The sequence below is a fragment of the Sphingobium sp. SYK-6 genome (assembly GCF_000283515.1).
Classification (GTDB): domain Bacteria; phylum Pseudomonadota; class Alphaproteobacteria; order Sphingomonadales; family Sphingomonadaceae; genus Sphingobium; species Sphingobium lignivorans.
On the sequence record NC_015976.1, the window covers coordinates 234,593 to 258,658 of the forward strand.

The window sequence follows — 24,066 nt, forward strand, 5'->3', positions numbered from 1 at the left end:
CCTATGGATTTGTTCAGGATCGGGGTGCACGTTCACGTTTCGCTCGTGCCGCTTGGCACGCGCGAAGTGCATCCGAATTGTTCCCTCCTGGATAAGTTTCCGACGTCGCTTTGGACCACTCAGGCCACGATCCGGATTAGCGCATCTGTCAGCCATCGGCGCAGCGCACCGGTTCCGTGTCAGGGGAGGATGAAAGTGAATTGGCATAAGCTGGATCGCGCGAGCGTCATGGGAACAAGTGGGAGCTGGGCTTCGACGGTATCCGCTCTGGCGCTCATGTGTGCCGCTGCGCCTGCGCAGGCACAAGATAACATTGCACCGCAAGCGGCTTCAGAGGGCGAAGATGGGGCGGCCATTCTGGTAACAGGTACGCGCATCAAGCGCGACGGCTTCAATGAGCCGACGCCGGCCACCGTGATCGGGGCTGATCTGATGGCCAATCTTGGCCAGGTGAACATTTCAGAGACGCTGCGCGTCATTCCGCAGAACTCGAATTTCCAGTCGGATGCCACTGCAGGCATCACCGCAGGCGCCAATGTCGGTGCATCCTTCGCGAACCTGCGCGGGCTCAACCCGTTCAACGGCACCCGCACACTGACGCTTGTCAATTCCCGACGGTTCATCCCGACCTCCGATGGCGGGGCGATCGATCTCAACGTCATCCCTTCGGCGATGATCCAGCGCGTGGAAACCGTGACCGGCGGCGCTTCGGCAGCTTATGGTTCCGACGCGATCGCGGGCGTGGTCAATATCATCCTCGATACGCGCTTCGAGGGTATCAAGGCCCAGGCGGACTATGGCCAGACGACGCGCGGAGACGGCAAGAGCTATCATGCCTCGCTGATGGGCGGCACCAGCTTCGGCGGCGGGCGCGGCCATATTGTCGCGGGCATCGAGTACCAGAAAAACGAGGGGGTCGGCGACTGCGCGAAAGTGCGTCTCTGGTGCGCGGAGAGCTATGACATCTTCACAAATGCCAATTCGATCCTGCCGGGAACGACGGCCCGGACGGGCTACAATATCCCCGGCTCGCCGACTTACGGTCTGCCGCATTACATCATCGCGCCCGGCTCCAAGCAGGCCTTCAATGATCCTCGAGGCGTGGTGCGCGACGCGACGGTCACAAATCCTGCCGCCCGCTACAAGCGCTTCAATGATGAAGGGACCGGCGTGGTCGATTTCGACGCCGGTCGTTTCCTCGGCGCCGCGCTGATTGGGCCTCGTCAGGGGGGTGACGGTGCGTCGACCTATGACGACAGCGACCTGCAGACGCCGCTCAAGCGGTGGGTCGGATATATGTACGGCGAATATGAGCTGACCGACACCCTCACGCTCCAGACCGAACTGACCTATGCGCAACGCATCGCATCAAACACGAGCTACATCGTCGGTCCCCGGTCCACTTTCTATGTTCAGCCGGACAACCCCTATCTCCCCAATGACCTGAAAGCACTGCTCGCAGGAACCCGTTTCAGTCTCGGTAAGGATCTCGATGGCGTACTCACCTCGGAAAACCGGGCTGATGCAAGGGTGTTTCGCGGCCTGATCGGACTATCCGGGCCGTTGTTCGGCGACTGGACCTGGGATGCCTATTACCAGTACGGCCGCAACAAGCGACATCAGGACCGGACCAACAACCGCGTCAATCAGCCCTTCCAATATGCTCTGGATGCCGTTGACGAAGGGCTCGTGACCACCGGCGTTGCCTCCGGCAACATCGTTTGCCGGGAGCTCACACGGGCCAATCCCGATCCGCGCGCGCAGGGCTGCAAGCCCATGAACCTCTTCGGTCTCGGGAATGTCGATCCCGCCGCGCTCGCTTACGCCTACCGACCCGTGGTTGAGGACTTCATCTACGATCAGCACGTCCTTTCGGGTTCTGTGCAGGGTACGGTGTTCGAAGGCTGGGGTGCAGGGCCCATCGCGGCAGCCGCGGGTGTCGACTGGCGATCCGAGGGTGGCGACGTCACGCACGGAAACATTCCCGATTACAACGACTATGCCTTCACATTCGGCCTCGATTATTCGGGCCAAATCAATGTGCTCGAGGGCTTTGGGGAGCTGAACGTACCGATCTTCCGCGACTCCGCGATCGGCGATCTGCTCGAGCTGAATGGTGCTGCCCGCTACACGCGCAATCACGCGCGGAACAATGACAGCAGGGAAGAGAAGACTTCCGAGGCGGTAAGCTGGAAGGTTTCGGCGGTGTACGACATCATTCCGGATATCCGCATCCGGGCTTCACGGTCGCGCGACATTCGCGCGGCGGGCTTCCGCGAACTGTTCCTGCGCAACGTGCCGACCGAACCGGGATCGACGAGCGGCATCGTCAATAACTGGTGGCTCGATCCGGTGGGACAGCAGACCGGGAACGACTGGACGCCCATCCTCAATGGCGGCAGCTTTGCGCTGACGCCGGAGAAGGCGGATACCACGACGCTGGGCGTCGTTCTCCAGCCGAGTTTCATTCCTGGCCTGCGGGTTTCGGCGGACTGGTACCAGATCAAGATCAAGGATGCGGTCACGACGCTGACCGGCCAGCGCATTGTCGACTTCTGCTTTGATTATGAGCTGTTCTGCGATCGCATCAACTTCGCGACGGCGGATCGGAAGGACGTCAGCTTCATCGATGCACGTCAGGTCAATCTGGCCAAGATGGTGCTGCGCGGGTTCGACTTCGAGGTCGACTATCGCATGCGCCTTTCAGACGTCAGATCCGACTGGAACGGAGCTGTCAGCTTCCGGCTGCTGGCCAACCGGCAGTATGACTTCATCAGCCAGGCCAACCCATCGGTTCCCGAGATCAATTATGCCGGCCAGACCGGGCCTGTCGTCGATGGCGGTGACTTCAACCCGTCGCCGCCGTGGATATGGAACGCCTTCGTGACCTACGACAATGGCGGGTTCAACACGACCTTCTCCTGGCGGCGCTATAGCGAAGGCATTTTCAATGTCCTTCGTACCGGGCCTGAGGATGAAGGCTATGATCCCACGCAGGCGAACAGCATCAGCACGAACCGTGTGAAAGGCGCGAGCTATTTCAATCTCGCAATGACCTATCGAATCCCGATGGGCAGTTCGGATACGCGCTTTGTGGAACTGTTCGGCACGGTCGACAATCTGTTCGATCGCAAGCCTCCGGTGGCGCCCGGCGGCGGTGGTGGCGCAGGATCGAACTATCCCACCAATCCCGTCTTCTTCGATACGTTCGGATCACGGTGGCGCGCCGGCATTCGCGTTCGCTACTGAGGACGGGTTGAGGGCATGCATACCATGCCCGGTCACAATCAGGCCGCCGGAGGGTCACGTCCTCCGGCGGCTTCATTTTTCCTGAGACTTGTCACACGCCGTGAATGGCCTCGGATTGGGCTCATCATTGTGACGGTGCAGCTAGGAGGTGTCGGGGCTCTGGCTCAAAATCTGTGGAATGCGAGGACATCGGCGAATTGGCATGCATGCCCCGCAGATGGATCAGGATCAGGTCCCGGACCGCCGGCTGTGCCACCGATGCGGGTCGAATGTCGAAAGCGTCGGTCATGGGTGCCGTCATAGCCACGCGCGCGGGCCCATGGAACAGTGGACCGGCGCCATGACGCCCGAACAGATCCGCATGCAGCGCGTCGTACGAGAGCGTCGCTGCCCGCGGGATGAAGCGCGCATGCGTCTGCCCCAATCAGAGATGGCCGTAACGTTGATCGAAGAGCGCCATGTCTCCGCGCGCCAGCAAGCGGGCCTGCGCGATCCACTCATCGCGGATGATGCTGCCCTTGAAGGGACCGAGACTGCCGTCGATCCGTTCGATGTCTTCCGGAAGCCAGCCCGCAATATCCTCGAACCGCTGGACGCCCTGCCTCCGCAGCAGAAGTTCCAGTTCCGGCCCGATCCCCTTGATCCGCGTGAGATCGTCCGGTGGCAGGACGGTTTCCACCTCCGGCGCCGCCGGCATCACCACAAAATCAGCGTCAGGCGCCTCACCGGCCGACGACGCGGCCGCGATATTTGCACCATCCTCCTCCGGCCTGCTCGCGGCGATCACCGGGCCAAGCACATCCGCTTCCCCAGCGCCCGCCGGTTCTGCCATGGTCGGCCGATGGCCGATATCGTTGGCCGGCGCGACAGGCACGGGCGAGGCGACGCCCACCGAGGCCACGGGGTCTGCTGGCGACGGGACCGTATCGGCCGGCGCATGCCATGCTCCGTCCGGATCGAACGGGATCAGCTCCACAGCCGCTCGCCGGCCCCAGCTATGCCAGGCAGTGAACAGGCCGATGGCGAACGACAGAAGCAAGGCCGGCCAGTAATGGAGCACGAGCGCGGTCACCGGCGCCTCCAGATCGCCGCGCCAGCCACGAGCCCGAGGGCAAAGACCAGCAGGAACAGGGCAAGCGTCTCCACCAGCAGCGGCATCAGCTTGTCTCCCGGGATACCGTGAACGTGATACGCCGGCTGGACGGACCGCCATTGGCAAGCGGACGACTGGCCCCGAAGCCCCGCGCCGAGAGCAGCTCGGCCGGCGCGCCATGTTCCACCAGCAGGGCGCGCACGCGATCGGCACGCTCCTGCGACATGGCGCGATTGACCCCCTCGCTCCCCGTGTCGTCGCTATGCCCGCCGACCTCCAGTCGGTAGCCCGAACATTCCTTCAGCGCCGCGGCGACATCCGCGACGATCGCGCGCGTCGTCGGGTTGAGCCAGGCACTGCCGGAACGGAAACTGAGCGGCCGGTTCGCGACGGCAGCATCGACGCCGCGCTGGCATCCGTCCGGCCCTGCAAAGGCGATCGCCGCGCCTCCCGTGGGCGGCGTGAGAGGCGGCTTGGCGGATGCGGTGTCGGATTTCGCAGCTGGCGTGGCGGCGGCGGCGCTTGCGACAGGGATTGCCGGCGCGGGCTGAGTGCTACGAGCGACACCGCTCTCGCTCCAGATTGCGCCACCACCGCCAGGCAGCGCGCGCACCACCTGCAGCGCATCGCTCTGCCGCACGAGATCCGCGTCGCCGGACAGGACGGCGGTGCGGACGAGTGGACGCTGCGGATAGCGAACATGGATGTCCCCCAGCCCATGCGCGGCCAGCGCGCTCTCAGCGCGCGCGCCGAGATCGGCCAGGAAGGCCTCGCCCTGCCCGAGAGGACCATGAACCAGCAACGCCAGCAGCCCGGTGGCGCCGGCGCCGAGCATGATTTTCAGGCCGGCCTTCATGATGACGATTCTGCCCCCGCGGAATTGGGAGCAAGCTGACCCATTAGGCCGGAACCATCAATCCCTCATGGCAACCGATCGTGCCGTTATGACACGCCTGAGCGCCGCCATCCGGCAGGGACGGTGCAGCCCCAGCTGCGCCCTCAATCGAGGTAGAAGTCCACGGTCGTGACGACCCGGACCTTCTTGTACGGCGTATCGGCCGCGCCATAGCCGCCGGACTGCTCTCCATCCCGCGGTTCAATGGAGAAATAGCCCTGCGTGGCGCTCTTGATCCCGCCCACAGCAGTACCGGAATCCTTGGCAAACTGCTCCGCCGCGCTTCGCGCATCCTTGGTGGCGGCGGCCACCATCTCGGGCTTGATATCGTTGAGCTTGGTGAAGCTGTAGGTCATGCCCGAGCCCTCCTGCAGCGTCACGCCGCGCCGGACGAGGTCGAACTGACTGGCCACGGCGCGCTGGGCGCGGGCGATGTCGCTCGTGCGCAGTTGCATGCGCTGCGTAATCGTGATCGTGTTGACGCCATTGTTCATATATTGATTGACGCCGGCGCCCGTCGCGCTGAGCGCATCGGCGGGGAAGCCGAGGTTGCGGAAATAATCGCGCAGGGCCGTGGTGTTCGCCTCGATCTCAGCGCGCACGGAGGGCAGATCCGTACCATTGGCGGAATAAGCGATGGTCCAGGTGGCGAGATCGGCGGTCACGTTGCGCTCGGCCAGACCGCGCACCGTCACGGAGCGCTCCGCAGCATGGGCGCGGCGCAGCCCATCGCCGAGCAGATATCCCCCCACGATCAGGCCGCCGGAAAGCACCACCGCGCCCGCCAAAGCGACCTTGTTGACATCCTGTAACCAGCCCATCGGCAATTCCTCTCTTTTCCCGCTCCCACGCCGAGCTTATCTCAGCAGGACCGAATTGCCATCCCAGAGATGAACCGTTGCTGACGAGCGACGAACGGAGTTGAAGCTGCATGCCCAAATATCTCCACACCATGATCCGTGTCACCGACATCGATGCGACGCTGCGTTTCTTCGAGCTGCTCGGCCTCAAGGAGGTCCGCCGCTTCGATAACGAGGCTGGACGCTTCACGCTCGTCTTCGTCGCCGCACCAGGCGACGAGGACGCGCAGGTGGAGTTGACCTACAACTGGCCCAAGGCGGGCGAGGAATCCGAAGCTTATGGCGGGGGCCGGAATTTCGGCCATCTCGCCTATCGCGTGGAGAATATCTACGAGACCTGCCAGCGGCTGATGGACGCCGGCGTCACCATCAACCGGCCGCCGCGCGACGGGCACATGGCCTTCGTGCGCACGCCTGACGGCATCTCCGTCGAGCTGCTGCAGGACGGCAGGCTGGAACCGGCCGAACCCTGGGCCTCCATGCCCAATACGGGCGTGTGGTAACGCCATGCCGGTGCGCGCCCATGCGCGCCTCGGCTCGGCAGGTTGAGACCGAATGACCGGACTGCTCGTCATGTTTGCCGATCTGTCGGGCCATGGCTTCTGCCTGATCCAGTTCAACAAGGAGGGCCATGATGCCATCGCCTGAATCTTCCCCGCTCGAGATCGTCCGCGTGCCGGTGCTGAACGACAATTATGTCTGGCTGGTCCATGATCCGGTGAGCGATGAAACGCTGGTGGTGGACCCCTCCGTCGCGGAGCCCGTGCTGGCGGCGGCGGACGCGCGCGGCTGGCGCATCGGCCAGATCTGGAACACGCACTGGCACGGCGACCATATCGGCGGCAATGCCGGCATCGTCGCGGCAACCGGCGCGACGGTGACGGCACCGGCCGCCGAGCTGGCGCGCATTCCCGACGTGGATCGTCCCGTGAGCGAAGGCGACCAGGTCCGACTGGGCGCGCACGAGGCCATCGTCATGGCCGTGCCGGCACACACGGCCGGGCACATCGCTTATCATTTCCCGCAGGACGGCATCATCTTCGTGGGCGACACGATGTTCGCCATGGGCTGCGGCCGCCTGTTCGAGGGCACGGCTGAGCAGATGTTCGACAACATGCGCCGGCTTGAGGCGCTACCGGACGAAACCCGCGTCTACTGTGCGCATGAATATACGCTCTCCAACGGTCGCTTCGCCTTGCGCGCCGAACCGGACAATAAGGCGGTGGTGGCGCGGATGGCCGAGGTGGAAGCTGCCCGCGCGCGCGGTGAACCCACCGTGCCCACGACCATCGGTGCGGAACGGGCGACCAATCCCTTCCTGCGCGCAGGCAGCGTCGCGGAACTCGCGCGGCGGCGGTCGGAGAAGGACAAGGGTTGAGCAAGAGCCGACCGGCGGCTGCGCGCGCTGTCGAGATGACGCAGCCGCAGCCTTCTCCCGGCCAAGGCGAATGCCGGACGACTCCGTCGAAGGAGATGCGAGGCGGGCCGAAAGCTGCTAGGCTCGCCCGCAACACCCGCGCATCCGTGCGCCGGGAAACAGACAGACAGGGGTAAGAGGAGCAAGTGCGATGAAGAGGATATTTCTGGCACTGGCGCTGCTTCCCATTGCGGGCTGCACGCAGACCGAGACGGAGCCCAAGCTTGGCGTCCGGGAGGAGACGGAACTGGCCAAGGCGATCGAAGGCAAGGTGGCGGGCGAGCCCGTATCCTGCATTTCCGGCTATAACGCCACGAGCATGCGGGTGCTCGGCGACAACACGCTGCTGTACCGCGTCAACAAGGACTTCATCTACATCAACAGGTTGCAGGGCGCCTGCCGGGGGCTCGCACAAGGCGACACGCTGGTGCTGCGACGGACGACGAGCCAATATTGCCGGGGCGACATCGGCCAGGTGATCAACCTGCCATCGGGCATGATGAGCGGCAGCTGCGCGCTGGGCGACTTCATTCCCTACAAGACTGCCGGCAAGTAGCGCCGGGCGGGGCAGCGAGCCGCCGCGACCGGGGAGCCGTCAGGCAGTGCCGGCTGAGGTAACCGCGCCTTCCGGCTGCGTGGCGGCCTCGCGCGCGGCTTCCCGCCAGCCGATGTCGCGACGGCAGAATCCACCCGGAAAATCCACCCGATCGACAAGCGCATAGACCGCCTCACGCGCCTGCGTGACGCTGGGCGCGCGGGCCGTCACATTGAGCACACGGCCGCCGCTGGCCACGAGCTGCCCGTCCCTCAGCGCCGTGCCGGCATGGAAGATCATGGCGTCGCCATCGGCATCCGGCAGGCTGATCGGCGCGCCTTTCTCGGGCGTGCCGGGATAGCCTGCAGCAGCCATGACGACTGTGAGCGCAACGTCCGCCGCCATGTCCGGCACGGCACGCCCGGCAAGGCTCCCTTGTGCGACAGCCAGCAGCAGATCGGGCAGATCGCTTTCCAGCCGCATCATCAGCACCTGGCACTCGGGGTCTCCGAAGCGGCAATTATACTCGATGAGCTTGGGCCCCTGCGCGGTCAGCATCAGGCCCGCGAACAGGACGCCGCTATAAGGCGTGCCCCGCGCGGCCAGCGCTGCCACGGTCGGGCGGATGATCCCGGCCATCACCTGCTCTTCCAGCGCCGGCGTGAGCACGGATGCCGGGCTGTAGGCGCCCATGCCGCCGGTGTTCGGGCCGGTGTCGCCCTCCCCCACCCGCTTGTGATCCTGTGCGGAGCCGAAGGCCAGCACGTCCTTTCCATCCGTGAGGGCGAAGAAGCTGGCTTCCTCGCCTTCCATATATTCCTCGATCAACACCTGCGCACCCGAGGCGCCGAAGCCGCCATCGAACATGTCGCGGATCGCCGCGTCCGCCTCGGCGCGCGTCATGGCGATGATGACGCCCTTGCCGGCCGCCAGCCCATCCGCCTTCACAACCACGGGAATGGTGAAATCCGCGAGCGCGGTCAGCGCGGCCTCGGCGCTCTCGCAGCGCACATAGCGCGCGGTCGGAATATCGGCCTCGCGGCAGAGATCCTTTGTGAAGCCCTTCGATCCCTCGAGCTGCGCCGCCGCGGCGCCGGGCCCGAACACGGCCAGACCGGCCGCGCGCAGGCTGTCCGCGATGCCATCCACCAGCGGCGCTTCCGGACCGACAACAATCAGATCGACCGATTGCGCCCGGCAGAAGGCGATGACGCCCTCATGATCGGTAAGGTCGAGGTCGACCAGCGTCGCATGAGCCGCTATGCCCGGATTGCCCGGCGCGGCGAAGAGCGCGGTGCAGCGTGGCGATTGCGCCAGCTTCCAGGCGAGGGCATGTTCGCGGCCACCACCGCCCAGCAGAAGGATATTCATGGAAGAGGGTCCAGTCCGGTTCGATACGTCGGGCCGCCTGTTAGCGCAGGAGCGTCAGGGGGACAATCTGGCCGCGCTCAGCGTCTCGGAATTGTCCTCGCTGCTCAAGCGGACCGTGGAGGACCGCTTCGGCCACGTGCGGCTGCGCGGCGAGATTTCCGGCTGGAAGCGGGCCGCGTCCGGCCATGCCTATCTCTGCCTCAAGGACGACGCGGCGCTGATCGACGGCGTGATGTGGAAAGGCACGGCGGGGCGCCTCGCCTTCGCACCCGAGGATGGGCTGGACGTGATCGTCACCGGCAAGGTGACCACTTATCCCGGCCGCAGCAAATATCAGATCGTCATCGACAGCATGGAACTGGCCGGTGAAGGCGCGCTGATGCAGCTGTTCGAGAGGCTGAAGGCGAAGCTGGCGGCCGAAGGACTGTTCGACCCCGCGCGGCGCCGGCCCATCCCGATGCTGCCGCGCGTCATCGGCGTCGTGACCTCGCCCACCGGCGCGGTGATCCGCGACATTCTCCATCGCCTTGCCGACCGCTTTCCGAGCCGCGTGCTGCTCTGGCCCGTGCTGGTGCAGGGCGAAGGCGCCGCCGCGCAGGTCGCCAGTGCCGTGCGCGGTTTCGGCGCACTGCCGGCCGATGGCCCCATCCCCCGGCCGGACGTGCTGATCGTGGCGCGCGGCGGCGGCTCGATCGAGGATCTCTGGACGTTCAACGAGGAGATCGTGGTGCGCGCCGTCGCTGCATCGCCGATCCCCGTCATCTCGGCTGTCGGCCATGAGACGGACACGACCTTGTGCGATTTTGCCGCCGATCTGCGCGCCCCGACGCCCACCGCCGCCGCCGAGATGGCCGTGCCGGTGCGCGCGGAGCTGTTGGCGCAGGTGGCCGAGCTGGGCGCCCGCATGGGCCGCTGCGTCTCGCGCGGGATCGACCGGTCCCGCGAGCGGCTGGAAGCGCAGCGGCGCCTGCTCCCCCGGCCCGACGTACTGCTCGACCTCGCCCGGCAGCGTGCGGACGAGCTGGGCGACCGATTGCGCCGCGGGCTTGCGCACCGGCTGAGCAATGCGCGGCATGAGCTGGCCAATGCGACCGGAGCACTGCGGCCGGCGCTGCTCGACGCGCGCGTGGCGCATGCGCGACAGACGCTGTCTGCTACACGCCTCACGCCCGCCCTGCTGGAGCGCCGGCTGGCCGATGCCCATCGCCAGTTCGACGCGCTCTGGCGGCTGGCGCAGTCGCTCAACCCCGATGCCCCACTCAAACGGGGCTTCGCGCGGGTGATGGCGAACGGCGCGCTGGTGCGAACGAGTACCGAAGCGCTGGCTGCCCGCCATGTGATGCTCAAGTTCGCCGATGGCGAGATCGCTGCCGTGACCGGCGGGGACGGGGCAGCGCCAAGGGCGCCCGCCGTCAATGCCCCGGCAAGCGCCCCGCGGACCACCGGTGGAACGCGCGCCCGCAAGGCCGATCCGCCGCCCGGAGCACAAACCGACCTGTTCGACTGACATCATGAGCCAATCGGCGGACCGACCTTGCACCGGCCCGGCGCAATGGGCCATGGTGACGGCATGATCGCTTCGCGCCATCGCATCGGTTCCGTCCGACGCTGCCTGCTCATGCTGCCAGTCTTACTCGCAAGCTGCGTCTCACCGGGCGGAGGCCCTCGCGTATCCGCCCCGCCGATGCGGACACCCGCCCCCGTATCGCCCCCCGCCCCTGCGCCCGTACCCGCCGGTCCCGAGACGCTTCAGCTCCGGGGAGAAGCGCGGCAAGGCGGTCTCATGCGTGGGCTCGCGCCCGCGGGCACCCGCATGCTGATGCTCGACGGCGCACCGGTGCCTTTCGACGCGGAGGGCAATTTCATCATCGCCTTCGACCGCGATGCGCCGGCTGCGGCCACGCTGGTCGCGACCCTGGCCAACGGCGAGACGCAGACGCGTACCTTCGGCGTCGCGCCGGGAGACTGGCGGATCGAACGCGTCAACGCCTCCATCAGCGCGGGCGTCCCCAGCGAGGAATTTCAGCGCCGGCGTGCCGGCGAACTGGCGCGGATCGCAGCGGCCCGCGCGCGAAACAACCGCAGCGAGGGCTGGCGGCAAGGCTTCATCTGGCCCGTCAAGGCGCGAATATCGGGCGTGTTCGGATCCCAGCGCATCTATCGCGGCACGCCGGGAAGCTACCATAGCGGGCTGGACCTCGCTGGCGGCGCGGGCACCGTCTATGTGGCGCCCGCCGATGGCGTAGTGACCCTGGCGGTCGACGAACCTTTCACCCTGGAAGGCCGGCTGCTAATGATCGACCACGGCATGGGTCTCAACAGCGCATTCCTGCACAGCGAGCGCCTACTCGTGAAGGAAGGCGACGTGGTACGGCAGGGCCAGCCGATCGGCATCATCGGCGCCACTGGCCGGGTGACGGGCCCGCATCTCCACTGGAGCATGAAATGGGGCCCGGCGCGGATCGATCCCCAGCCGCTGCTACCTACGGAGTGAGTGAGCCGGAGCAGCTTTCAGCGTGAAAGCCGGCGGCTCTCTCAGTTCACCCGCTTGGCCCGGACTGTCCGCCCCGAGCCCTCGAACACCGCGAAGAAACCGCCGAGCGCCGCCCGCTTGAGAACCACGGACTTGCCCTTTGTCGGCTGCCCGTAAACCACCGCTTCGGTCGTGACCCATTGGGCGCCGTCCTCCAGCGCGAAGGCCCATTTCCCGTAACCGAGAGACTTGGTCGAGGCGATGGTGGCGGTCAACTGGGCTTCGCCTTCGCCGTCGGGCTCGCCTTCGTCACTCTTGCCGCCGCCGAGGAAAGGCAAGGGCGGGAGCGCAAGGCCGAACAGCGAGCGGCGTGTCTTGCGGACATCCTCCTTGTCGAGAACCGCGATTTCGTTCGCGGCGTCCGCCGCCTCGAGCGACGCGCTTTCCCGATCGAAGCAGGCCAGCCGATCCTCCGGGACAGCGACCTTCCGGCAATCGAGCAGCGGACGGATGGCCGTGGGCCGCGCTCCCGCCTGCGCCGATACGGGGGCGCCCGCCGCCGAGAGACATGCCGCGAACAGGACGGCAATCCCGCTCGCCTTGCTCATGTTCAGCCGAGCCATCATGCCTGCCTCCTGTGTTTTCAATTCACAACATCTCTGGTCGCGTGTAGTCGCGGCCCTACCTGTGCAACGCCGTGCGCGTCGTCAAGCGCTGTCGTCCCGCCGCCGCGTCGCTTTCCGCTGTTGCGAAGACGCCTCTCCCCAGAACTCTTGTTCCTTTGCTGCAGCAAAGACATCTGCAGCATACATTCTTGGCGAAATGGGGCGCGCTTGCGCAATTTTGTGTTGCAGCGCGCAAAGTTTGCGTTCGAATCCGGCCTCATTCATGTTGCGTAAATGTTACACCCCCTTCAAAACAGCCCTGTTCCTGCCGTCTTGCGCTTTACAGGCCGGGTACCGCCGCGCAGTTTTGCAACAGCACGTGCAGGGGAATCACGTGAGCACCAAGCATGCGTCCCTTGCCGTTCGGCGTCGGGTTTTCCCGGCGCGCCTCATCATTCCAGAGCAAGGGACTGGATCGTGAAAAAATTCTCCAACCAAACATTGCTGAAGGTCGCTGCGGCGCCGGCCGTGCTGGGCCTCGCCCTGCTGTCGACGGCGGCCAACGCGCAGGAGCCGCAGGGTGCGGACGACGCGGAAACCGGTGACGTCATCATCATCACCGGCTCGCTCATCAAGAACCCCAACCTGCAGGGCTCGACGCCGGTCAATGTGACCACCGCCGACGAAATCGACCTTCTCCAGTCGAACGTCGCCGAAGAGATGCTGCGTGAAATCCCGGGCATCGTGCCGAGCATCGGCTCCGCGGTGAACAACGGCAACGGCGGTAACTCCTTCGTCAACCTTCGCGGCCTGGGCTCCAACCGCAACGTCGTCCTGCTCGATGGCGTGCGCATCGTCCCCGCCGACCTGGTGGGCCGCGTCGACCTCAACAACATCCCGCTCGCCCTCATCGAGCGCGTGGACGTGCTGACCGGCGGCGCCTCGACCACCTACGGTGCCGACGCCATCTCGGGTGTCGTCAACTTCGTCACGAAGCAGGACTTCACCGGCCTCGAAGCCACCGCTGCCAGCCAGATCACCGAGCGCGGCGACGGCAAGACCTATCGCTTCGACGTGACCACGGGCGTCAGCTTCGACGACGGCCGCGGCAACATCGTCCTCTCCGTCGGCTACCAGCATGCTGATCCGGTCTATCAGGGCCAGCGCAAGATCGGCATGAACACCATCGGTTCCTACACCGGCGCTTCGGCCGGTTCTGGTACCGCGGTTCCCACCCGCTTCAGCGTCCCGGGTTCGGGCACGCTGCAAATCGCGCCCGACGGCCAGTCGCTCGTCGGCACCTATGCGCCGTTCAACTTCGCGCCGGACAACATCTTCCAGACGCCGTTCGAGCGCTACAACATCTACTCGGCTGCTCGCTATGAAGTCGCCGACGGGATCGAAGTCTATTCGCGCGGCCTATTCACGAAGAACACGGTCGACACGATCATCGCGCCCTCCGGCGCATTCGGTATCGCCGTCGACATTCCGCTGAGCAACCCCTACCTGCCCACTGGCATCCGCAACCAGTTCTGTTCGGCCTTCGACATCTCGGGTGCGGATTGCGCTGCAGCCGCCACCGCGACCGATCCGAGCGATCCGGCCTACCGGGAAGTGACCACGGCCATGTTCCGCCGCGCGGTCGAAGTCGGTCCGCGTATCAGCGAATATTCGAACACCGTGTTCGACTATCGCCTCGGCCTGCGTGCCGGCGTCACGGACTCGATCGATTTCGACGTCTACGGCGCCTATGGCGAGGCCGAGCAGGTCCAGACCATCATGGGCTACACGCTGAACTCGCGCGTGCGTGAATCGCTGCTGGCGACCAACACCACGACCTGCCTCGACGGCACGCGTTCGGACTGCGTTCCCGTCAACTGGTTCGGCGCCACGCCCGGTGGCTTCACCAGCGAGCAGATCGACTTCCTCACCGGCGAGAGCACGGTGCGCGTCAAGACGTCGCTTACCCAGGCCCACGCCACCCTGTCGGGTGACTTCGGCGTGGCCAGCCCGCTCGCGGCTGACCCGATCAGCTTCGCCGTCGCCGGCGAGTACCGCAAGTACACGGCGCAGCAGGCATCCGACACGCTGGCAGAGAGCGGCGATCTGGGCGGCTCCGGCGGCCCGGCTCCGAACATCCGCGGCGCCTTCGACGTCTACGAGGCCATCGGCGAGCTGGTCGTCCCGGTCGTGACGGACAAGCCCTTCTTCGAAGAGCTGACGATCCAGGCAGGTATCCGCTACTCGAGCTACACGATTGATGCCGTGGGCACGCCGAGCTTCGATACGACGACTTGGAAGGTGCAGGGTACCTGGACCCCGACGCCGGGCTTCACGCTCCGCGGCGGTTACTCGCGTGCCGTTCGTGCGCCGAACATCAACGAGCTGTTCGCGCCCGTCAGCACCGGCCTCACCAGCCTGAGCTCCGATCCGTGCGCCTCGATCAATGACGAAGGCGTGCGCATCTCGCCCGGACCGACGGGTGTTCTGCGTGATGTCTGCCTTGCGCAGGGTGCAACGCCGGCCAACGTCGACTCGATCAACGTGCCGATCGCCAGCCAGGCCAACCAGACGAGCGGCGGCAACATCAACCTGAAGCCGGAAACGTCGAACAGCTACACGATCGGCGCGATTTTCCAGCCGGCCGTGCTGTCGGGCTTCTCGGCCACGATCGACTATTACAACATCAAGCTGACCGGCGCGATTTCCACGCCGACGCCGGGTGACGCGATGGATGCCTGCTTTGCAGGCAGCAACCTGAGCCCGACGAACCCGGCTTGTACGGTCATCCGTCGCGATCCGCTCACGGGCGGCCTGAACGGTGATCCGACGACGACGCCGGGCCTCTTCCTGGCTTCGTCGAACCTCGGCGAGCTGGCGACGGACGGCATCGACCTCACGATGAACTATCGTCATCAGCTTGGCTTTGCCGATCTGGCCCTGAACTTCGTTGGCAACTGGACGAACAAGTCGACGTTCAAGTCCTCGCCCAGCGCTGTTGCGCTGGACTGCGTCGGCCTGGTCAGCGCGAACTGCGGCTCGCTCCAGCCCGAACTGCAGTGGTCGCTCCGTACCACGCTGGCGTTCAGCGGTTTCGACGTGTCGTTCCTGTGGCGCCACATCGACAGCTTCGTGCATGAAGATGCGCCCGACCTCTTCGTCGGCGTGCCCTTCGGCTACACGGAGTCGTTCGACTTCAACCGCATCAAGGCCTACGACTATTTCGACCTCACGGCGCGGTTCAACATCATGGAGAATCTGTCCCTCACCTTCACGGTGCAGAATCTCTTCGACAAGGATCCGCCGCTCGTCGGTTCGGACGCTGGTGGCACCGCATGGAACAGCGGCAACACCTTCCCGTCGACCTACGACGCGCTGGGCCGTCGCTACGGCGCCCAGGTCAAGCTGCGCTTCTGATCGAAACGCAGAGCGAAACAACGGAAAGGCGGGCCTTCGGGTCCGCCTTTTCTCTTTGGGCTGAGGAGATCGCCGGAGGACGGCCAGGTGCCGATAATGCCGATAGTGGCACGCGGCGATGCGTGGCTAATCCCGGCCTGCGACTGATGGATAACCAGTTGCCTCGGCAGGCTGGAGAAGCGCCGGGAAAGTCGCCGATGGCCGGAGCGTCAGTCCAGTAGTGGCGCCGGCAGGGTCATGGCAATGCCCGCATGATCGGCGACCGCGCGCGCCCAGACCGCCGTCTTCTCGATCTCTTCGGCATGCGCCGCAGCGACGGCATCATGCTCCCGGGTGCGGGTTTCGCGATCATAGGCTTCCCCCCATTTGGAATGGCGGGAGAATGTCGCGGCGACCGTCTCGCTCAAACGCTGCGGGCCGGGTGTGAGCGCAAACAGATCCATCGCGGCCGCCAGCGCGTCGGTCGGGCGCGCAAGGAAAAGCTGGCTGTCGATGGTCCTCACCCGATCCGGCCCGAACCGCGCGCACAGATCATGGAACAGCTTGTGCTGCGCCAGCCAGCCGACGGCGGCGCATTGCAGATCGGTATGGCGCAGATGATCCTCGCCCGTGAAGCCGAGGTCGATCACGCCATCCTTGAGCTGGCCCACCACGAGCTCGCGCGCCCAGAGTCGGCACCACATGCCTTTCTTGGCGACGGAAGTGAGGAAGGTATCGAGAGGCGCGACCATGAGCAGCGCGCGCGAGGCCGGCTTAAGCGCCAGCGCTGCGGCGGCCAGGGGATTGAGGATGTTCGATGGCTTGACGATCACGGCTTCGCCCGGCTCGAACGGCTTGGCCAGCAGCGTCCCCGCATTGTCGAGCAGGCGAGCGATCTCGCGCGGCTCCCCGCCACATCGGCGCCATCCCACCACATCCTGAAGAATCAGCGGTTCCTTGAGCGCCATCGAGACGCCCGGCATGTCGAAGGCGCGCGCGGCCAGCGTGGAGCAGCAGAAGGCGGAGTGAAAGATCCAGTGCAGCGGCGCGGGCGTGGCATTGGCCGCCAGCGCCGCCTGTCGATCGACCTTCTCGACCGTCGCGGCCGGCCCCAGATATTCGTCGGTCAGGAACACGGCCTTGCCGTGCTCCCCCCGCGTCACCCGGCGATACCAGACCGTGTCGGTGAGCGGATCATGGCGATGGGCCAGCCATTCCGGCCTGCCTGCCAGCATTGTCGGATCATCAGCGCCCATGCTCACCATCCTGCCATGGCATTCGCAGAGAAAGAACCTCCCTTGCAAACGCATCTTCGCAGCGAAAGGCCTGAGTGCCGACCGCGTCGGACGGCTCTAATAAGCTGTGCCAAAGCTGGCAAGGAAGGCGGGCGGCCTCTTGCACCTGCACAATCTCTATCATAGGATAAACCATGATTTTCCGCACCAGCCGACATCCGTGAGCGATCGGCAGACAGAGCAACTTCTCGCGCAGGCGATGCAGGCCGCAAGGCGCGGCGATGGCGCGGCGCAGCTTGCCTTTCTGGATCGGGCCTGTGCCACTGCCCCTCGCGATCCGCTGGTGCTCAACAGCCGCGGGATGCTGCATCTCCAGCGACAGGAATATGCCGAAGCGGCTGACATGTTCGCACGTGCAGCAAAGGAAGATCCCACGGCGCCGGCGCTCTGGATGAACCTCGCCAAGGCCCAGCGGCTGATGGGCGATGACGAAGGCGAGCGAAAAAGCCTGGAACAGGTACTCTCCCTCGACAGGCGCGATTTCCTGGGCCAGCTACGCATGGCCGAGCTGCATCAAAGGCTGGGCGAGACGCAGCAGGCATTGCAGGCCTGGCATGCCGTCCTTCAACTGGCGGCCGGCACTGCCCAGATCGCGCCGGAGCTGCGCCCCGTGCTGGATCAGGCCCGCGCCTGGATCGCACGCGAGCAAGCCCGGGTGGGAGAGGCCGTCGCAGCGGCGACGGATCCGTACATTGCGCCCCTCTCCCAGCGAGATGCGCGCCGGACCCGCGCCTTCATCGATCATGCGCTCGGGCGGCGGCGCATCTATACGAACGAATGTGCCGGCGTCTGCTATCCATTCCTGCCGGCGGACGAGTTCTTCGACAGGGAGCATTTTCCCTGGATGGCGGCCCTTGAGGCGCAGACCAACGTTATTCGGGAGGAGTTGTTGGGGATCATCGCCGATCCCGGCGACGCGCTGCGTCCCTATATCCGCCTCGACGAGGGTTCGCCGCAGTCCAAATGGACCCCGCTCGACCGTTCGCTGGATTGGGGCGCCTGCTTCCTGTGGGAATATGGCGCGCCCAATGCGCCGGTGCTGGAGCGATGCCCCGCCACCGCCGAGGCGCTGCGCGCGATCCCGCGCGCGGATATTCCCGGCCGTGGACCGACTGCCTTCTTCTCGCTGCTGCGCCCGCGCAAGCGCATTCCGCCGCACACGGGCGTGACCAACACGCGCACCATCGTGCACCTGCCGCTCGTCGTGCCTCCTGGCTGCGCCTTCCGGGTGGGCGGCGAGACACGGCCCTGGCGCGTGGGCGAAGCCTTCGCCTTCGACGACACGATCGAGCATGAAGCATGGAACGACAGCGACGCCTTGCGCGCCGTGCTGATCTTCGATGTCTGGAACCCCCATCTTTCCCTCGAAGAAAGGGACGTCATCGCGCGCTATTTCCGTGCGGCCGACGCGAGCGGGGGCGGCGGGGGCGGACCGATCTGACAAAAGGGCATTTACGCGATCGTCACACGATGCGACGATCAAGAAACAGAGACATCAAACCAAAGAAAGGGATCCTCTCGTGCATATGCTTCTCCTGAGCGCGATCGCGCTGAGCACCTCTCCCGCGCCGTCCGCCTTTGCCGATGCCGATGTCATCGCGGCAGAAGAAAAGCTCCCGCGTGATCATCCCCAGGCGATCCGCTGCAAGCGGCTCTCCGTGACCGGATCGCTGGCCCGGCGCGAACGCATCTGCAAGACGAACGCCGAGTGGCTCGCCATCCGCGAGCAGCAGCAGGATGATGCACGCGATCTGGTCGTTCGCTCGCGGGCCGGCATCGATTGCGGCGCGCCGGGCGGCGCCGGCTGCTGAGCCACCCGCCCTCATGATGTTGCCGCAGCGAACCATTGTGCGCTGCGGCAACTTGTCTTCGCGTTCTGTTTTTGGCATATTCACCTCATCTGCGGCTTATCCGCCTGCCTGAGGATGTGCTTCATGCGTCTTGCGCTCATTGCTCTTCTCCTTGCGACTCCGGCGGTGCCCGCCATGGCCCAGGCCCAGCCGGACTCGGCCGAGCCCGCCAAGCTTCCCAAGGATCATCCCGACGCTGTGCGCTGCCGTCGGCTCGAGGTCACCGGATCGCTCGTGCGCAAGCAGCGCGTCTGCAAGACCAATGCCGAGTGGCTTGCAAGCCGCGAACAGCAGCAGGGCGATGCGGATGATCTGGTGACGCGCAGCCGCGGCATGGGCGCGGGCATGGTCGGCGGCTGAACGCCGACATGACTTTGCCGGATTGCCCGGCCAGAACCTGATGCTCCGGCACCAGGGGACATGAAGCGCGAAAAGGCGGCGACCCTTTCATGGGCGCCGCCTTTTCGCGTCAGGCCTGTTCAGTCATCGGATCGGGCCGCCGCAGGGCGCAAAGACACGAGTCGGGAGGAGAGCATCGCCGTTGAACCGGCGACGCCCCCTCTGGCTGATCAGGTCACCTTCAGGCTAAGGCCGCCGTCCCCTTCATCGACATGGACCGTCGCGCCATCCGGCACTTCGCCGCGCAGGATGAGATCGGCCAGCGGATCCTGGAGATAGCGCTGCACCGCCCGCTTGAGCGGCCGCGCGCCATAGACCGGATCATAGCCCACCCGGCCCAGCCAGGCCCGCGCGGCATCCGTGAGGTCGAGCGTGACCTTGCGGTCCTTGAGCAGCCGCCCGACGCGGCCGACCTGGATGTCTACGATCGGCCCCATATGTTCGGCACCGAGGCGATGGAACAGCACGATCTCGTCGAGCCGGTTCAGGAACTCGGGCCGGAAATGGGCCCGCACCACATCCATCACCTGATCCTCGACCTTCTCGACGGGTTCATCGTCGGCAAGGCTGGCGATGAACTGGCTGCCGAGATTGGAGGTCAGCACGATGATGGTGTTGGTGAAATCCACCGTGCGCCCCTGCCCGTCGGTCAGACGGCCATCGTCGAGCACCTGGAGGAGCACGTTGAACACGTCGGCATGCGCCTTCTCCACTTCGTCGAACAGCACGACCTGATAGGGCCGGCGCCGCACCGCCTCGGTGAGCACGCCGCCTTCCTCATAGCCGACATAGCCCGGAGGGGCACCGATCAGCCGCGCGACGCTGTGCTTCTCCATGAACTCGCTCATGTCGATGCGGACCATCGCGTTGTCATCGTCGAACAGGAAGCCGGCGAGCGCCTTGGTCAGCTCCGTCTTGCCGACGCCCGTGGGGCCGAGGAAGAGGAAGCTGCCGAGCGGCCGGTTGGGGTCCTGCAGGCCGGCCCGCGAGCGGCGCACGGCGGTGGAGACGGCCTTCACTGCGTCGGCCTGACCGATCACGCGCTTGCCCAGCTCGGCTTCCATGGCGAGCAGCTTCTCGCGCTCGCCTTCCATCATCCTGTCGACGGGAATGCCGGTCCAGCGGGAGACGACGCTCGCGATATCCTCGCTCGTCACTTCCTCCCGCAGCATCGCGCCCTGGGATGCGGACTGCGCCTCGGCGAGCTGCTTCTCCAGCCCGGGGATGGTGCCATATTGCAGCTCGCCCGCCTTGGCATATTCGCCATTGCGCTGCGCCTGCTCCAGCGCGATGCGCGCCGCGTCGAGCTGCTCCTTGAGCTTGGCCTCGCCGGCGATCTTGTCCTTCTCCGCCTGCCAGCGCTGCGTCAGCTCGGCCGACTGCTGCTCGAGATTGGCGAGATCCTCCTCCAGCGCGGCAAGGCGATCCTTGCTGGGCTGGTCGCTTTCCTTCTTGAGCGCCTCGCGTTCGATCTGGAGCTGCATGATGCGCCGGTCGAGATTCTCGATCTCCTCGGGCTTGCTCTCCACTTCCATGCGGATGCGGCTCGCGGCCTCGTCCATGAGGTCGATCGCCTTGTCCGGCAGGAAGCGGTCGGTGATGTAGCGGTTCGATAGCGTCGCGGCCGAGACGATGGCCGCGTCCGCGATCCGCACACCGTGGTGCGTCTCATATTTGTCCTTGATGCCGCGCAGGATGGAGATGGTATCCTCCACTGTCGGCTCACCGACGAACACGGGCTGGAAGCGCCGCTGGAGCGCCGGGTCCTTCTCGACATATTTGCGATATTCATCGAGCGTGGTCGCGCCGATGCAATGCAGCTCGCCGCGTGCGAGAGCGGGCTTCAGCAGGTTGGAGGCGTCCATCGCGCCTTCGCTCTTGCCCGCGCCGATCAGCGTGTGCATCTCGTCGACGAACAGGATGATGTCGCCCTCGCCGGCCTTCACTTCGTCGAGCACGCCCTTCAGCCGCTCCTCGAACTCACCGCGATATTTAGCGCCCGCAATCAGGCTGCCCATGTCGAGCGCCATCAGCGTGCGGCCCTTGAGCGTATCGGGCACGTCGCCATTGGCGATGCGCAGCGCAAGTCCTTCCGCGATGGCGGTCTTGCCGACGCCGGGTTCGCCAATCAGCACCGGATTGTTCTTGGTACGCCGGGCAAGGATCTGGATGGTGCGACGGATCTCTTCGTCACGGCCGATCACCGGATCGAGTTTGCCCTCCCGCGCCGCCTCGGTCAGGTCGCGGGCGAACTTCTTGAGCGCGTCATAGCGGTCCTCGGCGGACGCTGTGTCCGCTGTCTTGCCCTTGCGCAGCTCATTGATCGCGGCATTGAGCGCATCGGCTTTCACGCCCGCCGCCTGCAGCGCCTTGCCAGCGCTGGTGTTGAGGCTGAGCGCCAGGGCGAGCAGCAGCCGCTCGACGGTAACGTAGCTGTCCCCCGCCTTCTGCGCGACCTGCTCGGCCTGATCGAGCACGCGCACCGAATCATTGTTGAGGCCGGGCGCCTGCTGGGCGCCGCCACCGGACACGGCGGGAATCTTCGAGAGGGCGAGGTCTGTCTCGCTGAGCGCGCGCTGCGCGTCACCACCCGCTGCGCGGATGAGCCCGCTCGCCATGCCCTGCTCGTCTTCGAGCAGCGCCTTGAGAAGATGGTCCGGCGCGATCTGCTGATGGTTCATGCGGATCGCCACGGTCTGCGCGCTCTGGAGGAAGCCCTTGGCGCGGTCAGTGAATTTTTCGAGGTTCATGGTCTCTCCCTTCGCGGCCTTCCAGATAGTGTTGCTGATGTGCAACACAAGGGTGCAGGCATGGGAATCTTAGTCCGCGCAGTGCCCCGCTCCCGTCCTCGAGGGGGACACTGCCCGGCCGCATGTGGGCGCGCCTTGACGCGAGTCAACCACAAGAGGAGCGCGCGGCGAGCACGAAGCCCGCCACGCGAGACTTATCAGGGCTTCCAGCTGCGCGCCAGTTCGTCAAGCAGGCGGACGCCCCAGGCGGTTGCCCCCTTGGGCGTCACTGCGTCGCCGCGGTCGGTCCAGGCCGTGCCGGCGATGTCGAGATGTGCCCAGGGCGTGCCTTCCTTCACGAAGGAACCGACGAACCATGCGCCGATGCTGGCCCCCGGGCCATCCCCGCCATGCTTGAGGTCCGCGATGGGCGAGCGCAGATCATCGGCGTAGCTGTCATGCAGCGGCAGGCGCCACACCGCCTCGCCCGTGGGCGTGCCGACGGCATCGATCGCCTCGATCAGATCATCATGCCGGCCGAACAGCGCGGTATACTCGTCGTCCAGTGCCCGCACCGCGGCACCGGTGAGTGTCGCGATGGTGATGACCGCGGCAGGCTTGTACCTGTCGACCACATATTCGATGCCGTCGGCCAGCACCATCCGCCCCTCGGCATCCGTGCTGATGATCTCGACGGTCTTGCCGCTCATCGTGCGCACGACGTCGCCGGGCCGCTGGGCATTGCCGCCGGGCATGTTCTCGGCCAGCGCGGCCACCGCCACGACGTTGACCGGCGCCTTCGCCTTTGCCAGCGACAGGACAGTGGCGACGGCAGTGGCAGCGCCGGACATGTCCGTCTTCATCCGCCCCATGCCCGCCCCGGGCTTGAGGCTGATGCCGCCGCTGTCGAACGTGATGCCCTTGCCGACGATGGCGAGCGGCGCGGCCGGCGCACCGGCACCCTTGTAGCTTACCACCATCATGCGGGGCGGTCGCGTCGAGCCCTGCCCCACGCCGAGAATGGACCCCATGCCCAGCTTGCGCATCGCCGGCTCGTCCAGCACCTCGATGCTGACGCCGGGCACGCCGGCCAGGGCGGTGCGCGTCCGCTCTACGAAGGATTCGGGATAGATCACATTGGCCGGCTCCGTCGCGAGGTCGCGCGAGAGCGTGACAGCCTCGGCCTGCGCGGCGAGGCGGTCACGCCACAGCGTGCCCATCGCTTCCGCATCGGCACTCACGAACGTCACCGGATCGACCGGGGGTGCCTTGCGATCGCTCTTGTATCGGTCGAACCGATACTGGCCAAGCGCATAGCCGAGCGCGAATTCGGCCGTCTGCGCAGCCGCGCCGAGACCAGTCGGTACGGCGAAGACCACCGGCTGCTTCTCGCTCACCAGCGCCTGCGCGGCACGGCCGCCGGCATCCCGCAAGGCGGCACGAAGCGCTTCGTCCTGCGGCAGCGGGCCCGTGCCCACCAGCAGGATCTGCGCCCAGCCACCAATCCCGCGCAGCGCCAGCGTCTCCTTCTTCCCGCCCTTGAAGCCGGCATCTCCGATCGCACGGGTCACGGCAGCGCGGCTGGCCTCATCGAGCGTTACGCCGGACAGCGCGGGCAGCGCGGTGCCGCTCATAGGCACCACCAAGGCGCCCTGCGCACTGGCCTGCGTTGCGAAGCGGAAGGGGCGCGGGTCGCTGTTCGGGACGGTGCTCGGCGGCACGGCGGTCCCGACCACGGCCTGCGCGGCAAGCGGCGCGGACGCGAAAGCAGCAAATGAAAGGGCAAGAGAAGCGACGACTGGGCGCACGAGTGTATGTCTCCTCTGAAGGCAGGATCGGATCTTTGCGCCCGAAGGCGTGTCCTTGGAGCCAGACTAGGCCGGAAAATGATCCTGTCCA

Annotated in this window: 18 protein-coding genes; 10 read left to right on the top strand and 8 right to left on the bottom strand. The window is 65.9% G+C overall.

The features are described 5' to 3' along the window. Nucleotides 1-189: 189 nt before the first annotated feature. A complete protein-coding gene (locus SLG_RS01095) occupies nt 190-3,249 on the top strand; it encodes a TonB-dependent receptor domain-containing protein (protein WP_148276454.1) in 3,060 nt (1,019 codons plus the stop codon). Nucleotides 3,250-3,673: 424 nt separating this feature from the next. On the opposite strand, the gene SLG_RS20140 is transcribed toward SLG_RS01095, so the two are convergent. From SLG_RS20140 to SLG_RS01115, 3 genes are all read right to left on the bottom strand, one after another. After that, complete coding sequence (locus tag SLG_RS20140) at nt 3,674-4,321, bottom strand: hypothetical protein (protein WP_014074553.1); 648 nt, start codon at nt 4,319-4,321, stop codon at nt 3,674-3,676. Between the two features lie 85 nt (nt 4,322-4,406). Beyond that, on the bottom strand, nt 4,407-5,198 hold the full coding sequence (locus tag SLG_RS01110) for an OmpA family protein (RefSeq protein WP_014074554.1): 792 nt from the start codon (nt 5,196-5,198) through the stop codon (nt 4,407-4,409). Between the two features lie 143 nt (nt 5,199-5,341). Then, on the bottom strand, nt 5,342-6,058 hold the full coding sequence (locus SLG_RS01115) for an SIMPL domain-containing protein (protein WP_014074555.1): 717 nt from the start codon (nt 6,056-6,058) through the stop codon (nt 5,342-5,344). A gap of 110 nt (nt 6,059-6,168) precedes the next feature. Between SLG_RS01115 and SLG_RS01120 the strand changes: the two genes are divergently transcribed. From SLG_RS01120 to SLG_RS01130, 3 genes are all read left to right on the top strand, one after another. Beyond that, nucleotides 6,169-6,600 carry a VOC family protein gene (locus tag SLG_RS01120; RefSeq protein ID WP_014074556.1) on the top strand — a complete coding sequence of 144 codons (432 nt, stop codon included), beginning with the start codon at nt 6,169-6,171 and terminating at the stop codon, nt 6,598-6,600. Between the two features lie 131 nt (nt 6,601-6,731). Then, on the top strand, nt 6,732-7,475 hold the full coding sequence (gene gloB, locus SLG_RS01125) for a hydroxyacylglutathione hydrolase (RefSeq protein ID WP_014074557.1): 744 nt from the start codon (nt 6,732-6,734) through the stop codon (nt 7,473-7,475). Between the two features lie 190 nt (nt 7,476-7,665). Beyond that, on the top strand, nt 7,666-8,070 hold the full coding sequence (locus tag SLG_RS01130; RefSeq protein ID WP_014074558.1) for a DUF6491 family protein: 405 nt from the start codon (nt 7,666-7,668) through the stop codon (nt 8,068-8,070). Between the two features lie 39 nt (nt 8,071-8,109). On the opposite strand, the gene purD is transcribed toward SLG_RS01130, so the two are convergent. Continuing rightward, entirely contained in the window at nt 8,110-9,420 is a 1,311-nt protein-coding gene (gene purD / locus SLG_RS01135) for a phosphoribosylamine--glycine ligase (RefSeq protein ID WP_014074559.1), read from the bottom strand. On the opposite strand from purD, the gene xseA reads away from it, so the two are divergent. Continuing rightward, nucleotides 9,419-10,927 carry an exodeoxyribonuclease VII large subunit gene (gene xseA, locus SLG_RS01140; protein WP_014074560.1) on the top strand — a complete coding sequence of 503 codons (1,509 nt, stop codon included), beginning with the start codon at nt 9,419-9,421 and terminating at the stop codon, nt 10,925-10,927. The genes purD and xseA overlap by 2 nt on opposite strands. 276 nt (nt 10,928-11,203) lie before the next feature. After that, nucleotides 11,204-11,914, top strand: coding sequence for a M23 family metallopeptidase (locus tag SLG_RS01145; protein ID WP_331386498.1), 711 nt, complete (start codon nt 11,204-11,206; stop codon nt 11,912-11,914). Nucleotides 11,915-11,955: 41 nt separating this feature from the next. On the opposite strand, the gene SLG_RS01150 is transcribed toward SLG_RS01145, so the two are convergent. Beyond that, nucleotides 11,956-12,519 carry a hypothetical protein gene (locus SLG_RS01150; RefSeq protein ID WP_014074562.1) on the bottom strand — a complete coding sequence of 188 codons (564 nt, stop codon included), beginning with the start codon at nt 12,517-12,519 and terminating at the stop codon, nt 11,956-11,958. A gap of 456 nt (nt 12,520-12,975) precedes the next feature. Between SLG_RS01150 and SLG_RS01155 the strand changes: the two genes are divergently transcribed. Further along, on the top strand, nt 12,976-15,915 hold the full coding sequence (locus tag SLG_RS01155) for a TonB-dependent receptor (RefSeq protein WP_014074563.1): 2,940 nt from the start codon (nt 12,976-12,978) through the stop codon (nt 15,913-15,915). 209 nt (nt 15,916-16,124) lie between these two features. On the opposite strand, the gene SLG_RS01160 is transcribed toward SLG_RS01155, so the two are convergent. Beyond that, entirely contained in the window at nt 16,125-17,150 is a 1,026-nt protein-coding gene (locus SLG_RS01160) for a hypothetical protein (RefSeq protein WP_014074564.1), read from the bottom strand. 199 nt (nt 17,151-17,349) lie between these two features. Here SLG_RS01160 and SLG_RS01170 point away from each other — a divergent pair, with 199 nt between their 5' ends. The 3 genes from SLG_RS01170 to SLG_RS01180 all read left to right on the top strand — a co-directional run bounded on the left by SLG_RS01170 (nt 17,350) and on the right by SLG_RS01180 (nt 19,399). Beyond that, entirely contained in the window at nt 17,350-18,630 is a 1,281-nt protein-coding gene (locus SLG_RS01170; protein WP_014074565.1) for an aspartyl/asparaginyl beta-hydroxylase domain-containing protein, read from the top strand. Between the two features lie 85 nt (nt 18,631-18,715). After that, nucleotides 18,716-19,000 (top strand): hypothetical protein, encoded by a 285-nt coding sequence (locus tag SLG_RS01175; protein WP_014074566.1) that lies wholly within the window; start codon nt 18,716-18,718, stop codon nt 18,998-19,000. A gap of 123 nt (nt 19,001-19,123) precedes the next feature. Further along, nucleotides 19,124-19,399: a hypothetical protein gene (locus SLG_RS01180; protein WP_041391667.1), complete on the top strand. Its 276-nt coding sequence runs from the start codon at nt 19,124-19,126 to the stop codon at nt 19,397-19,399. Nucleotides 19,400-19,608: 209 nt separating this feature from the next. Here SLG_RS01180 and clpB read toward each other — a convergent pair whose 3' ends face one another. Then, entirely contained in the window at nt 19,609-22,188 is a 2,580-nt protein-coding gene (clpB, locus tag SLG_RS01185; protein WP_014074568.1) for an ATP-dependent chaperone ClpB, read from the bottom strand. A 197-nt stretch (nt 22,189-22,385) separates the two neighbouring features. Beyond that, nucleotides 22,386-23,975, bottom strand: coding sequence for a leucyl aminopeptidase (locus SLG_RS01190; RefSeq protein ID WP_014074569.1), 1,590 nt, complete (start codon nt 23,973-23,975; stop codon nt 22,386-22,388). Between the last annotated feature and the right edge of the window lie 91 nt (nt 23,976-24,066).